Source organism: Nocardiopsis sp. NPDC055879, from assembly GCF_053615935.1.
The window spans coordinates 49,645-64,022 of record NZ_JBSHCT010000020.1 but is presented as its reverse complement, the minus strand read 5'-3'; the positions used below and the strand labels follow the sequence as shown (position 1 = coordinate 64,022).

Genomic DNA, 14,378 nt, shown 5'->3' with positions numbered 1-14,378 from the left:
CACGTCGTTATCGTGCGCCGGCTCCGTCACCGACGCCGACCGTGGCACGGGTGGGGTCCGCGTCGAACTCGCCGGCCAGCAGGTCCACGACGTCCTGGAGCGAGCCTCCCTGGGAGACGACCGCACGCTGGCGTTCGTAGGAGGCGCCCTTGTCCAGGATCTCGGAGATCAGGTCCAGGTCCTCCGCGCAGCCCAGGCGGGCGGCGACCGGGGTCAACTCGCGGACCAGCTCGTACAGGTCGTCCCGGATCGGGACGGTGGTTCCGTACGAGTCCGTGATGACACGAGCGTCGAGTCCGTAACGGGTGGCCCGCCACTTGTTGTCGTTCACCACCCAGGACGGCGGGCTGGGCAAGCCGTACCCGCGGTCGAGCTGGTGATCGAACAACTCCACCAGGCTCTGGGAGAGAGCGGCGGCCATTCCCACCTCGCGCAAGGTGGGAATCCCGTCGAACATCCGGATCTCGATGGTGCCGAAGTCCGGGTGCGGACGGATGTCCCACCACACTTCCTTGATAGAGGCGATGGTACCTGCCTTGAGAAGGGTTTCGAGGTATTCCTCGAAAGCCGGCCAACCAGGGAGGTTGGGCGGCGGACCGGAGGTGGGGAGGGCACCGAAGACAATGGACCGCGCGGAGGCCAGTCCCGTGTCATATCCACCCCAGAATGGGGACGAAGCACTCAAAGCAAGAAAATGAGGGATGTACTTCGTGAGCGCGTTCACGATCGGAATGGCCTTCTCCTGGCCGCGCACCCCGACGTGCACATGAACGCCACAGGTGAGGATGCGCCGGGCCAACCACTGCATCTGCTCCACCAGCTCGCCGTAGCGCTCGCCCGGACTGAGCGACTGGTCCTGCCAGTGGTCCATCGGATGCGTGCCCGAACACGTCAGGACGGCGCCACGGGGCTCCAGCACCTCACGCATCCGGCCGACGTTGCGGGCGAGGTCGCGCTTGGCCTCCTCCACCGTCTCGCAGATCCCCGTCACCACCTCGATCTGGGACTGCATGAGTTCGTGGCGCAGCGGGGGTACCGCCGCGTCGGCACTGAGGTCCGGGAGTTCCGCGAGGAGTTCCCGCGCCTCCTGACGCAGGTGGCGACTGTTCCGATCGACGATCTGGAGTTCCCACTCCACGCCTAACGTCGCACGTTCGGATGACTTGAATGCGATTCCCATCTGCCCTCCGCAAGGTGTGGACGACCCTTCGGCCGTCTCACCGCTCAGCCCGGCGCACCGATTCGACCGGGACACGGGAGGACTACCCACCGTAAGCGTCGCGCATACGGACTTCAGGGCCAATAAACGGAGGAAATCACCCGCCGGAACCCTTTTTCACGGGCTTCCCATCCCGCCCGCGTCGCATTACCGAAGCCACTCCGATCGCGGTGGCGCCCGCCCCCATCAGCGACAATCCGTAGGCGAGGGTCCGACGGGCCCATCGACGCTCGGCCAGTGCCTTCTCGCTCGGGCGCAGCACCGGGGTCGGTCGTGTCCAATCCACCCCGGTCTCGTCCGGGCTCGGCAGCGAACCCGTGTACGGCGGCGGTATCGGCAGCCAGGTCGCCGTCCACGCCGCGCTGAACATCACCACGCGCATGACCAGGTTGATCCAGACCAGCAACCCCACCAGGACCGCGAAGGACGCGTACACCGGGTTGGCGAGCGTTCCGGCCAGCAGCGTCGCCGCCAGGGTCTTGAGCACCTCGAACCCGACCGCGCCCAGCAGAGCGCCCCGCCACATCATCCGGGTCGGCCGCCCCGTCCCCGACAACAGCGTGAACACCAGCAGGAACAGGCAGGTGTTCACGGCGATGGCGATCACCAACGCCAGGGCCCGCAACAGGAGGTTGGCCGGCAACGACTCGTCCAGGTCCACCAGGGACAACAACCAGACCGTCGCGGTCTGCATGACGCTGGTGAAGGCCACGGTGAACAGCAACGCCATGCCGAGCCCGAGCATCACCAGCAGATCGCCCAGCTTGCGCAGCACGGCGTTGGGGCCCTGTTTGACGCTCTTCAGCCAGATCGAGTGCAGCGCCTCGCGCAACGCCGCGACCGAGTTCAGCCCCGCGTACAGCAGACCGAGCGCCCCGATCACACTCGCGCCCACACGGGCGTCCGCGATCTGATCCATGGGCAGCTGCCGGGACAACCCCGGCAGCACCTCGTCGAGCGCGCCCTCCAGGTAGTGGGTGAGCTCCACCTGGCGAGCCGCCAGGAAACCCACGACCGCGAAGGCCAACGCCAACAGCGGGAAGAAGGACAGGAACGCGAAGTAGGTGACAGCGCCGGCCAACTGGTTGCCGTTGCGGTCCGTGTAACGCTCGCCGGCCCGCACCAGGTGGTCGAAGGCCGGAGATCGGTGCCGCAACCCCCAGTAGGCGTCCATCGCCATGTTCCGGTAGCGACCGGCCATGTCCTTGGCCCGATCCAAGACGCCGGCCATCGTCCTCCCTGTGTCCTGCCGGGCCTCCGCCGGCGCTTTGGCGTGTTCGGGCGCCCGAACGGAAGACCCCGTGATCCCCGGTGGATTCGCAACCCTAGCCTTGCCCCGGCCGACAAGGGAAAACCCCCCGCCCGGGCGGTACCGAACGCACGGCAGACTTGGACCCTGGATCAGCGGAGGCGACGGAGGTCGGGACGTGGGTGTCACCGGGGCGCGGTTGCGCGCGGTGTTGGGCGCGGGCGAGGGCGGCCCGGTCGGGACGTGGCCGGAGGCCGCGCCCGGGCCCACCGCGCTGACGGCCGGGTTCGTGAAGTGGTTCGGTGTCGAACCCTCCGGGCTCTGGCGCGCGCCGGGACGTGTGGCGTTGATGGGCGAGCACAACGCCGCCGTCGGAGGGCCCGCCCTGTTCGTCGCCCTTCCGTGGGGGATCACCGCGGCGATCGACGTTTCCGACGACGGTCGCACGCGAACGGCGACGCCCAACGGCCCGCTGAGCGATCGGCACCGGGCCACGCGTGAGGTGGCGGCCGTCGCGGCCTCCGCGCGCGCCTGTGGCCGGCTGGGCGACGGTCAGGGGATCCGGGTGATGTTCGGCGCGGATCTACCCGCGCACGCCTCCCTCGGACACTCCGCGGCGCTGGGCGCCGCCGTGACCCTGGCGCTGGCGGACCTGTCCGGGTCCGACCCGACCGAGGAGGTACCGGTGTCCAGGCGCGTGTGCCTGGACGCCGAGGCCGGTCGGGTCGTCCGGGTGAACCAGGGCAGCGGCCGCACCGCGCTCTTCCCCTTCGACCTGGCCGCGGCCGACCTGCGCCTGGTCGTCGTCGACACCGGCGCACTCCCCCGGCGCGACCTCAGGCCGGTCCGTGCCGCCGAACTGTCCCGGGCCCAGGAACTCCTGGGTCCGCTTCGGGCGATCCAGGACCTGCGGGCGACCCTGCGCAGGATCCAGAACCCCGTGCTGCGCGACCGGGTGGAGTTCGCCGTCACCGAGACCCACCGGCTCAACGCGGCGGTCGGACTGCTGCGGACCGACCGGTTCGGCGAGGTCGGTCCGATCCTGTCCTCGTCCCACCTGTCCCTGCGCAAGTTCGAGCTGCCGCTGCCGGCGGTGGAGGTGGCCGTGGAGGCCGCCGCGCTCGCGGGCGCCCGCGGTGCCCGGATGACCGGCTGGGCGGGAACCTGCTTCGCCCTGGTCCCGTCCGATCGGGTGGCGGACGTCACCCACGGGGTGATCGAAGCGTTCCGCCGCAGAGGCCGTCCCGAACCCCGTGTACGGGTGGCCGTGCCTTCGGAGGGCGCTCGCAGGGTGGCCTGATCCCGATCTCCGGGAGAGGTCGCCCCCTCTTTCCACTCTTAACCGGGATCGAAGCGAACCGGAATACTCTGTCAGCGATCACAAGGGACATAGGACATCAAGAGCGACACACGGCGCGGACCAGATAGGCGAACCCATGGCTGACCGACGACATCGGGGGGAACCCGGCTCGACCGGCGAACACAACAGAGGTGGCGTGTTCCGACGTTCCGGCGACCCCGAGAAGCCGGACGCTTTCGAGAAGCTCTACCGCTCGCGCGAGTCCGAGCAGCGTGTGGTGGGCGAGACCCGTCGCCTTCCCCCCGCCGACCAGGTGCCCCCGCACCGCCCCCGCAAGAGACGCACCCACAGCAGCGGACGCGAGTACGACGGCCGCGGCATCCAGCGTCGCGCGAAGGAGCAGCGCAAGAAGCGCTTCCGCAACACCCTGGTCGTCCTGTTGGTCCTGCTGCTGGTGGTGCCCGGAGGCTTCTACCTGTGGGCGAACTCGCGGCTGGAACGCGTGGAGGCCCTGCAGGACTACGAGGGCCGTCCGGACAGCGCTCGCGGCACCACGTACATGATCGTGGGCTCCGACAGCCGCGAGGGCATGGACGAGGAACAGATGCAGGAGTTGGCCACCGGCAACGCCGAGGGCCGCCGCACCGACACCATCATGATCCTGTACGTGCCGCGCGACGGCGAACCCACGATCGTGAGCGTGCCCCGCGACTCCTACGTCCCGATGCCCATCCCCGGCTACGCGGACAACAAGATCAACACGGCCTTCGCCGACTCGGTGTGCGGCGCCGACGAGGAGGGTGAGGAGGTCTGCGGTGGTCCCGCTCCCCTGGTCCAGGCCTTCGAACAGGCCTCGAACGTGCGGATCGACCACTACGTCGAGATCGGCATGGGCGGCTTCGTCGACCTGGTCGACGCCGTCGGCGGCGTGGAGCTGTGCCCCGAGGAACCGATGGCGGACCCGAAGGCGGGCCTGGACATCGAGGCGGGCTGCCAGGAGATGGACGGCGGTACCGCGCTGGGTTACGTCCGTACCCGAGCCACCCCCCGCGCCGACCTGGACCGGATCCAGCGTCAGCGCGAGTTCTTCTCCGCGCTGATCCAGGAGGCCAGTGCCCCCTCCACACTCTTCAACCCCTTCCAGTCCGTCCCCCTGGTGCTCGCCGGCACCGACACGTTCATGGTCGACGAGGGCGACAAGCTGCGTCACCTGGCGACGATGCTGCTGGCTATGCGCGGCGGCACCCAGACCACGGCGGTGCCGGTCGGTGAGACCCCCACCCTGGACGGCGTGGGTTCGGTCGTGCTGTGGGACGAGGGCCGGTCGCAGCTGATGTTCGACGCCATGAACGAGGGCGAGCCGATCCCCGAGGAGGCCATGCAGGACTGATCCGGATCGGCGGCACCGTCGCGTCCTCGCGCCCGGCTCCCGTCACCGTCGTGGGAATCCCCCGATTCCACGGCCGGTACGGGGGCCGGTGCGCGTCCGGGGCCGTTCGGGGGAAAACCCGTTCCGGGTTTCGGGGTTCGGGGGATTTCGGAGAAAGTCGAAGGGCCCGTCACCGGAGTGACGGGCCCTTCTTCGTGACGTTCCGTACTGTGCGCGCCTACCCCCCAGCGGGCGCACGGCCGGCACGTCGGCTCGTGGTGGCCGAGGGGCTCGAAACCCGCTCTGGCCTGCCGGTTCTCACCGGCGTGTCTCCACCATAAGTCAAAGTTCGCCAAAGGTGCGAATCGTATGCACGTGTCATACATCGCACTAGGGCCGGGAACTCCCTCTCGACACCACCATCTTCCCACCACCGGCACTTCCATGGGGCCCGAACAGAGGAAACACGCCGGGTGAGTTCGTCGATCGCGTGAACTCGAAACCCCATGGAAACGGCATTTCACCGCGCATCGACCCCGGAGACGACGAAGCCCGGGTGCCCCCTTGGGGACACCCGGGCGTGAGCGGTGTCTCAGCGTGGGCGCCGGCTCAAGACGCCCTGGTGAGGAACCCTCCGCTCCTGCCTAGCCGAGACGCTTGCTCAGGTTCTCGTCCAGCGCGGCGAGGAACTGCTCGGTGGTCAGCCACTCCTGCTCGGAACCGACCAGCAGAGCGAGGTCCTTGGTCATCTGGCCGCCCTCGACGGTCTTGATGACGACGTCCTCAAGGGTGTTGGCGAACTCGATGACCTTCGGGGTGTTGTCCAGCTTGCCCCGGTGCTCCAGACCACGGGTCCACGCGAAGATGGAGGCGATCGGGTTGGTCGAGGTGGGCTTGCCCTGCTGGTGCTGGCGGTAGTGCCGGGTCACGGTGCCGTGGGCGGCCTCGGCCTCGACGGTACGGCCGTCCGCGGTGCGCAGCACCGAGGTCATCAGGCCGAGCGAGCCGTAGCCCTGGGCGACGGTGTCGGACTGGACGTCACCGTCGTAGTTCTTGCACGCCCAGACGTAGCCGCCCTCCCACTTGAGCGCGGCCGCGACCATGTCGTCGATCAAACGGTGCTCATAGGTCAGGCCGGCGGCGGCGAACTTGTCCTTGAACTCCGTCTCGAAGATCTCCTCGAACACGTCCTTGAACATGCCGTCGTAGGCCTTGAGGATCGTGTTCTTGGTGGACATGTAGACCGGGTAGTTGCGGTCCAGGCCGTAGTTGAGGCTGGCGCGCGCGAAGTCCTCGATGGACTTGCGGTAGTTGTACATGCCCATCGCGACACCGCCCGCCTCGGGGAAGTTCGCGACGTCGAACTCGACCGGCTGGCTGCCGTCGGCCGGGGTGTAGGTCATGGTGACCGTGCCGGGGCCGGGCACCTTGAAGTCGGTGGCCTTGTACTGGTCGCCGTGGGCGTGACGGCCGATGATGACCGGCTTGGTCCAGCCCGGCACCAGCCGCGGCACGTTCTCACAGATGATGGGCTCGCGGAAGACGACGCCGCCGAGGATGTTGCGGATGGTGCCGTTCGGCGACCGCCACATCTTCTTCAGGCCGAACTCCTCGACCCGGGCCTCGTCCGGCGTGATGGTGGCGCACTTGACGCCGACACCGTGCTCCTTGATCGCGTTGGCCGCGTCGACGGTGATCTGGTCGTCGGTGCGGTCGCGCTCCTCGATGCCCAGGTCGTAGTACTTCAGGTCGACGTCGAGGTACGGCAGGATCAGACGGTCCTTGATGAAGGACCAGATGATCCGGGTCATCTCGTCGCCGTCGAGCTCGACTACGGGGTTCTCGACCTTGATCTTGGCCATGGCTGTGTGGCTGTCCCTTCAGTCTTCGCTACCGCCTCTTGTCGCGCGAGGCCCTCCGTCGGTTCGTGACCGACGTTCGGGCCGACACGCACACGGCGATCCCCTGATCCCGCCGGGTGTCCGTGCCACCCGGGGAGGCGGTGCTTTTTCGGTGTCGAGGTATCTCGACATCAAGCTTATTAGACGCTCATGAGGAGAGTTGCGGCGCCACCCAGGCCAACACGATCAGCAGGACCGCGAGGGCCACCAATGTGGCCAGATCGACCCAACGGCGGCGCACCGCCAGCAGGCCGATCCAGTCCTTGGGCAGGAACAGGCGGAAGGTCGCCGCGAGCAACAGGGCTCCGGCGATGATGGCCGGCCCACGTTTGAAGTAGGCCGCGGCGACGACCACGATCCCCGCCGCCAAGGCGGACAACACGAGGGCGTAGGGCACCTGGGAGAGCCAATACGGCACCTCCCCCCTTGGTGTGTCCTCACCTCCGTCATCGGGGACGTTCCCGTCCGATCCCGCAACCTCAGCCTGCTCCGCGTCGTTCACCGCGTTCCGACCTGTTCGCTTTCCGGGTTTCCTGGCCGCCGCGCGGCTCGTCCTCACGGCCTCCCCCGGTGTCTGGCACGGACCGGCCACCAGACGGGACGAACGCTGTCCGAAACGGAAAGACGCTCCCCCGTGGCTCATGTTCCTGGCGTTTTCGATCGGCCCCGTTGAGATACGGGTTCCGGCACCGGGAGGGACCGCGCCCATTGTAGTCTCCGTCCCCGCCGACACCTCAGGGCTCACGGATACGGACATGGCGCACTCGGAGAGTCACCACGACCGTTTCCCACTTCCGAGGGGGACACAAGACCGTATTTCCAGGCCTTATCCCTCTAACTCCGAAGTAAGCGCGTAGAACACGTACCAGTCGGGTAACCCAGCCAGAGATGAGCGCACCGGTGAGCGAGGACCCCCATGAAGCCCACACCACGTGTAGACGGAACCGTCGCCCCCCGACAATCACCCCTCCCGCACCGACGCTCGTATCCGCATCGACCGCGCACGGCCGGTACTGGAGGAGTCACCGTGGAGGGTCCCTACCTACGGGTCGAGGAGAGCGCAGAGGTGTGTCCGCTCTCCGGTGAGGTCACCACCGTCGGCCGTGGCGAGGGGGCGGACATCCGCCTGGACGACCGCAGCGTCTCCCAGCTGCACGCCGAACTGATCCGTCGCGGGCCCTACGTCTACGTGGTGGACCTCGGGCTCTCCCGCAACGGCACCCGGGTCAACGGGCGCCCCATCGCCCGCCGCGTCCTTGAGGAAGGAGACGTGGTGACCTTCGGCACCGCCCGCTGCCGGATCGGCGGTCTGCCCAAGGAACAGCTGAGCCCCGACAAGGTGCTGCGCCGTGGCGCGGCCCCCGAACTCACCCGCCGCGAACTGGACGTGCTCACCGCCCTGTGCAGGCCGGCGCTCTCGGAGGAGGCGTTCGTGGCCCCGGCCACCGCGCGCGACATCGCCGAGGCCCTGGTGGTCACCGAGGCCGCGGTCAAACAGCACCTGCTGCGGCTCTACCAGAAGTTCCGCATCCCGGAGGGACAGAACCGACGCACCCGCCTGGCCAACGAGGTGGTGGCTCTGGGCCTGGTCCGACCGATGCCCGTCGGCCACGCCCGCCGCGCCGGCTGACGCGACGGGTGGGCCAAAGCGCCGGCGGCGGCGCTAAACGGTGGTAACGGCTTGGCGTTCGGCGGCCTCGACCACGTTGACCAGCAGCATCGCGCGGGTCATCGGGCCCACGCCGCCCGGGTTCGGGGACACGTGCCCGGCGACCTCGTCCACGCCCGCGGCCACGTCGCCGACCAGGCCCGAGTCGGTGCGTGAAACACCCACGTCCAGCACCGCGGCGCCCGGCTTGACCATGTCCGCGGTGATGAGCCCGGGCACACCCGCGCCGGCGACGACGATGTCGGCCTTGCGGGTGTGCTCGCCCAGGTCACGGGTGCCGGTGTGGCACAGGGTGACGGTGGCGTTCTCCGAGCGACGGGTCAGCAGCAGGCCGAGGGGGCGGCCCACGGTCACGCCACGGCCCACCACGACGACCTCGGCGCCCTTGATCGGCACCTCGTAGCGGCGTAGCAGCTCCACGATGCCGCGCGGGGTGCACGGCAGCGGGGCCTTCTCCATCAGGACGAGCTTGCCCAGGTTGACCGGTTGGAGGCCGTCGGCGTCCTTGACCGGGTCGATCAGTCCCAGCACCCGGTTCTCGTCCAGGCCCTTGGGCAGCGGCAACTGCACGATGTAACCGGTACAGGCCGGGTCCTCGTTGAGCTCGTGGACGGCCTGCTCCACCTGCTCCTGGGTGGCGTCGGCGGGCAGGTCGCGGCGGATGCTCGCGATGCCCACCTGCGCGCAGTCGCGGTGCTTGCCGCGCACGTAGGAGTGGCTGCCCGGGTCGTCGCCGACCAGGACGGTGCCCAGCCCGGGGGTGACGCCCTTGGCGTGCAGCTTCGCCACCCGCTCCGTCAGCTCCTCGCGAATGGCCTTCGCGGTGGCCTTTCCGTCCAGAACGATCGCGCTCATGTGTTTCCCCTAGTGGAAGAAGTGGCGGGTGCCGGTGAGGTACATGGTGACCCCCACGGCCTCGGCGGCGGCGATGACCTCGGCGTCGCGCACGGAACCGCCCGGCTGGACGACGGCGCTCACCCCGGCCTCGGTGAGGATCTCCAGACCATCCGCGAACGGGAAGAACGCGTCACTGGCCGCGACCGAACCCTTGACCCGGTCGGCGGCGCGGGTGACCGCCAAACGCGCGGAGTCGACCCGGTTGACCTGACCCATGCCCACACCGATGGTCGCACCATCGGCGGCGAGGAGGATCGCGTTGGACTTGACCGCCCGCACGGCCTTCCAGGCGAAGGCGAGGTCGGCGAGGGTGGCCTCGTCGGCGGGGGTGCCGGTGGCCAGGGTCCAGGTGAAGGGGTCATCGCCCTCGGCGTCGATGACGTCGGTGTCCTGGACCAGCAGGCCACCGCTGATCTGACGGGTCTCCTGACGGGGGCCCCGCGCCGGATCGGCGACGACCAGCAGGCGGATGTTCTTCTTCTTGGAGAGGGTGGCGACGGCCTCGTCGGTGAACGCGGGGGCGACCACCACCTCGGTGAAGATCTCGGAGATCTGCGCGGCCAGCTCGGCGCCGACCTCGCGGTTGGTGGCGATCACCCCGCCGAACGCGGACACCGGGTCGCAGGCGTGCGCCTTGCGGTGGGCCTCGACGTTGTCGACGCCCACGGCGATCCCGCAGGGGTTGGCGTGCTTGATGATGGCCACGCACGGCTGTTCGAAGTCATAGGCGGCGCGCAGGGCGGCGTCGGAGTCGACGTAGTTGTTGTACGACATCGCCTTGCCGTGCAACTGCTCCGCGCCGGCCAGACCACCGCTCGCACCGGCCTCGGTGTAGAGCGCGGCCTTCTGGTGCGGGTTCTCCCCGTAGCGCAGGGTGTCCTGGCGGGTGTACACCGAAGCGCGAAAGTCCGACCAGCCGGTCTCCGTCGCCTGGCCGTCGGGGGCGTAGGTGGAGGCGAACCAATCGGCGACCGCCGCGTCGTAGGCGGCGGTGTGCTGGAAGGCCTTCCCGGCCAGGGCCTTGCGCCGGTCGAGGGTGAACCCGCCGTCGCGCACGGCCTCCAGCACCGTGTCGTAGGCGGTCGGGTCGACCACGATCGCCACACTGCCGTGGTTCTTGGCGGAGGCGCGGACCATGGCGGGACCGCCGATGTCGATCTTCTCGATGCAGTCGGCCGCGGAGGCGCCCGAGGCGACCGTGTCGGAGAAGGGATAGAGGTTGACCACGACCAGGTCGAAGGGGGCGATGCCCAGCTCGTCGATCTTGGCGACGTGCTCGGGGTTGCCCTGGTCGGCGAGCAGTCCGGCGTGGACGGCGGGGTGGAGGGTCTTGACCCTCCCCTCCATGATCTCGGGGAAGCCCGTGACGTTCTCGACCGGGGTGACGGCCACGCCCGCCTCGATGAGCTTGGCCGCGGTCGAACCGGTGGAGACGATCTCCACCCCGGCAGCGGCCAGGCCGGCGCCCAGCTCCGTCAGGCCGGTCTTGTCGTACACACTGATCAACGCGCGCCTGATGGCCTGTCGGGTCACCGGTTCTCCTCTGTGTCGGTGCGGCCGAACCGCACGTGCCTACCGTCGATGGTCCAGCCCTCGCGGGCGAGCCGGCCGACCGTGTCGACCAGCATGTGCCGCTCCACGACCTTGATCCGTTCGTGGAGGGCGGACTCGTCGTCACCGTCCTCGACGGGCACCGTGACCTGGTCGATGATCGGACCGGAGTCGACGCCCTCGTCGAGGAAGTGGATGGTGGTGCCGGTGACGCGGACACCGTGCGCGAGCGCGTCGCGTACCGCGTGCGCGCCGGGGAAGGAGGGGAGCAGGGCCGGGTGGATGTTGACCGCTTGGTGGCGGCCCACCACGGCGGGGCCGAGGATGCGCATGAATCCGGCGGAGACGACCAGGTCGGGCTCGTACTCGGCGATCCGGTCGGACATGGCAGCGTCCCACTCGGCACGGTCTCCGTAGGCACGGAAGGGCACCACGAACGTGGGTACGCCGGCGGCCTCGGCCACCTCCACCCCGCGGGTTCCTTCACGGTCGGCGCCCACGGCGACGATCTCCACCCCGTAGGCGGGGTCCTTCGCGGCTTCCATCAGGGCGGCCATGTTGCTGCCCGTCCCCGATATGAGAACCAACACTCGCGCGGACAAAGCGTGCTTCTCCCTCATGTGTAGAAGAACGGTGTGGGAACACCGGGTCCCCACGTCCGGGGGCGCCGGGGGACGGCGCAGCATCCGGAAAAATCGCGTACGCCGGGCATGATCGACTGGCATGGGCACAGTCGGCCCGTCCGCGCTCCCACCCTATCGGGCCGGGTAGCGTCTACCCCACGCGGACCTTGAGTTCCCCGCGCGCACGAAGAGCCCCGCCTCCGTCCCGGCGGAGGTGGTCCACGGCGCCCCACCTGCATCGGCGCCACCGAAGGAGTGAACCTGTGACCGACAACAGCCCGGAGACCCAGGCCGACGACCGTTCTCCGAAGGTCGAGCGAGGCGGCCTGTGGGGTCTGTTCCTGGGCCTTGCGGGCCTGTTGTTCCCGCCCTATAGCGGTGTGCTGTCCGCGATGGGCGTGGTGCAGGGCCTGCGGGCCCGTCGGGCCGCGCGGACCAACGGTTCCGAGGCCCCGGGGGCCCTGTCGAGCATGGTCCTCGGCGTGGTCGGTGTGGTCATCTCCGCGTCGATGCTCTCCGTCCTGTTCATCTACAACGACCAGGTCACCGAGTACCGGGACTGCGCGGCGCGAGCGCACACGGTCTCCTCGCAGAAGGCGTGCGACGAGGCCTGGGAGTCCGACACCGGCCTCCCCCCGGTCGTCGTCGGAGGGTAGCTCCGACCTCCCGCACCGCGCGGGGTGCCCGTTCACGTTCGGTGAGGGGCGGCGGGATGATCCCGCCGCCCCTTTCGTGTGCCCATAGGCCGAACATCCGACTTCTCCCCACAGAGCACCCCTGGTCGGAGCAGTTTCCGGACACCTTCGACAAGAAAAAGGGTTGTTTCTGAAACCACCAAGCACACCCAAAGGGATTACACTTAGTATTCAATCGTTCACTAAAAGTGCTGCCATGTCTGCGTGGAGAGGACCCGATGGACACCGACGTCCCCGGCTCGTCCGGACCGGAACTGAAGGAGTACACCGCACTGTTGAGGCGCCGCCGGCGCCTCGTGTGCGTCGGCGTGCTCGGCGGCCTGGTCCTCGCCACCGCCGGGGCTCTCGCCGTGCCCTCCACCTACACCTCGGTCGCGTCGGTCCAGGTCCATCCCACCGAGATGGCGGAGTTCACCGGAGAACGGTCCGGCCGGCTGACCGGCGAGGTCAACCTCGACAGCGAGGCCCAGATCGTGTTCTCGGAGCGGGTGACCGGAACCACCGCCGAGGAGCTCCCCGGTTCACTCACCTCGGAGGACGTGAGCGAGAACATCGAGGTGACCGTTCCGCCCAACAGCAACATCCTGAAACTGAGCTACTCCGCGGGCAGCCCGGAACTGGCACGCGAGGGCGCCGATTCCCTCGCCGACGCGTACCTGGCGCAGCGGGAGGCCCAGGCCCACACCATCATCGAGGGGCGGTTGGAGGCCCTGCGCGCCGAACAGCAGGACCGTTACGACGAACTGGCCGAATCGACCGGGGCGGGCCCGGGGACCGCCGGTACGGACGCCGACGCCGAGGCCCTTCGCCAGGAGATCGCCGACATCGGCAACGGCATCACCCCCCTGAGCGCCCTGCGCGAGACGGTCTCCCCCGGCCAGGTCATCACCCCTGCTTCGCTTCCCGAGTCGCCCTCCTCCCCCATCCTGACCTTGTGGACCGTCGCGGGCGCCGCGCTCGGTCTACTGGTCGGACTCCTGGCCGCCGTGATCCGCGACCGGATGGACCCGCGCCTGCGGGACGTCGAGGAGACCGAGCGGATCGGCGCCCTGCCCGTCCTGCTCGACCTGTCCGCCCCCGGGAAGCACTCCGGCCGTTCACCCGGACTGCTCGACGACACCACCCCGACCGGGCAGCGGGCCAACGAGTTCGCGCACCTGGTCCGGGCCCGAACGGCCGGGACCGACGACGGCGGCACCGAGGCCGACGAAACCGCTCAGGGGCGGGTGATCGTGGTCACCGGAACCACCCCCGGGCGCGCCGGTATCGCCGCCGCGGTGAACCTGGCCGCCGCGCTGGCCCGCGGCGGCGCCGACACCCTGCTGGTCTGCGCGGACCCGCGCACCGACTCCGCCCGAGAACTCCTCGGGCTGCCCGATGGCCCCGGCCTGGCCGACGTCCTCATCGACGGGGAGGACCCCGCCGAGTTGGCGACGCACCCCGCCCACACGCCCAGGCTGCGAGTACTGCGGCATGGGTCCACCGGCGCCGAGGCGCCCCTCCAGGGCGGCGCCGCCGAACTCGTCGACCTGCTGCGTTCGCGCGCGGGCTTCGTGGTCGTGGCCACCGCCTCCGCCGGGGAGCGCGCCGACGTCCACGCCCTCGCCGCCTCCGCCGACCTACTGCTACCGGTGGTGGAACTGGGCCTGAGCCTGCGTTCGGACCTGACCGACCTGGTCACCGCGGGAGCCCGGTTCGGGGTGACCGTCCCCGGGTCGATCACGGTTCCGCGCCAGCCCGGCCCCGGACCCGTCCCGACACCGCGCATGCCGGTGCCGCCCGCGCCGCGTCCGCCCAGTGAGTCCAGGACCACCACCGACCGGTCGTGTGAGGCGGCGCTGCCGGCCGCCGGTGGGTCCGCGTCCGTCGGATCCCGGCGTTGACGGCCCTGGGCGCGGCCTCTGG

12 protein-coding genes are annotated in these 14,378 nt (G+C 69.4%); 5 read left to right on the top strand and 7 right to left on the bottom strand.

Features of this window, described 5'->3' with window-relative positions; genetic code table 11:
* Positions 1–7: 7 nt before the first annotated feature.
* Complete coding sequence (locus tag ACWGKS_RS22845; RefSeq protein ID WP_358510340.1) at positions 8–1,180, bottom strand: glutamate--cysteine ligase; 1,173 nt, start codon at positions 1,178–1,180, stop codon at positions 8–10.
* 136 nt (positions 1,181–1,316) lie between these two features.
* Positions 1,317–2,450, bottom strand: coding sequence for a YihY/virulence factor BrkB family protein (locus ACWGKS_RS22840; RefSeq protein ID WP_358510343.1), 1,134 nt, complete (start codon positions 2,448–2,450; stop codon positions 1,317–1,319).
* 196 nt (positions 2,451–2,646) lie between these two features.
* Here ACWGKS_RS22840 and ACWGKS_RS22835 point away from each other — a divergent pair, with 196 nt between their 5' ends.
* Both ACWGKS_RS22835 and ACWGKS_RS22830 read left to right on the top strand, forming a co-directional pair.
* Positions 2,647–3,768 carry a galactokinase family protein gene (locus tag ACWGKS_RS22835; protein WP_452523999.1) on the top strand — a complete coding sequence of 374 codons (1,122 nt, stop codon included), beginning with the start codon at positions 2,647–2,649 and terminating at the stop codon, positions 3,766–3,768.
* Positions 3,769–3,904: 136 nt separating this feature from the next.
* Positions 3,905–5,158 carry an LCP family protein gene (locus tag ACWGKS_RS22830; protein ID WP_452523997.1) on the top strand — a complete coding sequence of 418 codons (1,254 nt, stop codon included), beginning with the start codon at positions 3,905–3,907 and terminating at the stop codon, positions 5,156–5,158.
* Positions 5,159–5,781: 623 nt separating this feature from the next.
* On the opposite strand, the gene ACWGKS_RS22825 is transcribed toward ACWGKS_RS22830, so the two are convergent.
* The gene (locus ACWGKS_RS22825; RefSeq protein ID WP_358510352.1) at positions 5,782–6,999 is read right to left on the bottom strand and encodes an NADP-dependent isocitrate dehydrogenase; all 1,218 of its coding nucleotides are present in this window, start codon (positions 6,997–6,999) and stop codon (positions 5,782–5,784) included.
* A gap of 187 nt (positions 7,000–7,186) precedes the next feature.
* Positions 7,187–7,540, bottom strand: coding sequence for a DUF3017 domain-containing protein (locus ACWGKS_RS22820; protein WP_452455214.1), 354 nt, complete (start codon positions 7,538–7,540; stop codon positions 7,187–7,189).
* A gap of 525 nt (positions 7,541–8,065) precedes the next feature.
* Between ACWGKS_RS22820 and ACWGKS_RS22815 the strand changes: the two genes are divergently transcribed.
* Complete coding sequence (locus ACWGKS_RS22815) at positions 8,066–8,668, top strand: FHA domain-containing protein (RefSeq protein ID WP_452455213.1); 603 nt, start codon at positions 8,066–8,068, stop codon at positions 8,666–8,668.
* A gap of 33 nt (positions 8,669–8,701) precedes the next feature.
* Here ACWGKS_RS22815 and ACWGKS_RS22810 read toward each other — a convergent pair whose 3' ends face one another.
* Genes ACWGKS_RS22810 through purN form a run of 3 tightly spaced genes read right to left on the bottom strand, consistent with a single transcriptional unit; the run spans position 8,702 to position 11,745 of the window.
* Positions 8,702–9,562: a bifunctional methylenetetrahydrofolate dehydrogenase/methenyltetrahydrofolate cyclohydrolase gene (locus tag ACWGKS_RS22810; RefSeq protein WP_452455212.1), complete on the bottom strand. Its 861-nt coding sequence runs from the start codon at positions 9,560–9,562 to the stop codon at positions 8,702–8,704.
* A 9-nt stretch (positions 9,563–9,571) separates the two neighbouring features.
* A complete protein-coding gene (purH, locus tag ACWGKS_RS22805; RefSeq protein ID WP_452455211.1) occupies positions 9,572–11,137 on the bottom strand; it encodes a bifunctional phosphoribosylaminoimidazolecarboxamide formyltransferase/IMP cyclohydrolase in 1,566 nt (521 codons plus the stop codon).
* Positions 11,134–11,745, bottom strand: a complete 612-nt coding sequence (gene purN, locus ACWGKS_RS22800; protein ID WP_452455356.1) for a phosphoribosylglycinamide formyltransferase — start codon at positions 11,743–11,745, stop codon at positions 11,134–11,136. Before purN ends, purH begins: the two co-directional genes overlap by 4 nt.
* 296 nt (positions 11,746–12,041) lie before the next feature.
* Here purN and ACWGKS_RS22795 point away from each other — a divergent pair, with 296 nt between their 5' ends.
* On the top strand, positions 12,042–12,434 hold the full coding sequence (locus tag ACWGKS_RS22795) for a DUF4190 domain-containing protein (protein WP_358510367.1): 393 nt from the start codon (positions 12,042–12,044) through the stop codon (positions 12,432–12,434).
* 257 nt (positions 12,435–12,691) lie between these two features.
* Positions 12,692–14,356: a chain length determinant family protein gene (locus tag ACWGKS_RS22790; RefSeq protein ID WP_452455210.1), complete on the top strand. Its 1,665-nt coding sequence runs from the start codon at positions 12,692–12,694 to the stop codon at positions 14,354–14,356.
* Positions 14,357–14,378 lie beyond the last annotated feature (22 nt).

Excerpts from the sequence above, each read along its gene's own strand:
- ACWGKS_RS22845 (WP_358510340.1), bottom strand. The coding sequence starts at position 1,180 with ATGGGAATCGCATTCAAGTCATCCGAACGTGCGACGTTAGGCGTGGAG.
- ACWGKS_RS22840 (WP_358510343.1), bottom strand. The coding sequence starts at position 2,450 with ATGGCCGGCGTCTTGGATCGGGCCAAGGACATGGCCGGTCGCTACCGG.
- ACWGKS_RS22830 (WP_452523997.1), top strand. The coding sequence starts at position 3,905 with ATGGCTGACCGACGACATCGGGGGGAACCCGGCTCGACCGGCGAACAC.
- ACWGKS_RS22825 (WP_358510352.1), bottom strand. The coding sequence starts at position 6,999 with ATGGCCAAGATCAAGGTCGAGAACCCCGTAGTCGAGCTCGACGGCGAC.
- ACWGKS_RS22810 (WP_452455212.1), bottom strand. The coding sequence starts at position 9,562 with ATGAGCGCGATCGTTCTGGACGGAAAGGCCACCGCGAAGGCCATTCGC.
- ACWGKS_RS22790 (WP_452455210.1), top strand. The coding sequence starts at position 12,692 with ATGGACACCGACGTCCCCGGCTCGTCCGGACCGGAACTGAAGGAGTAC.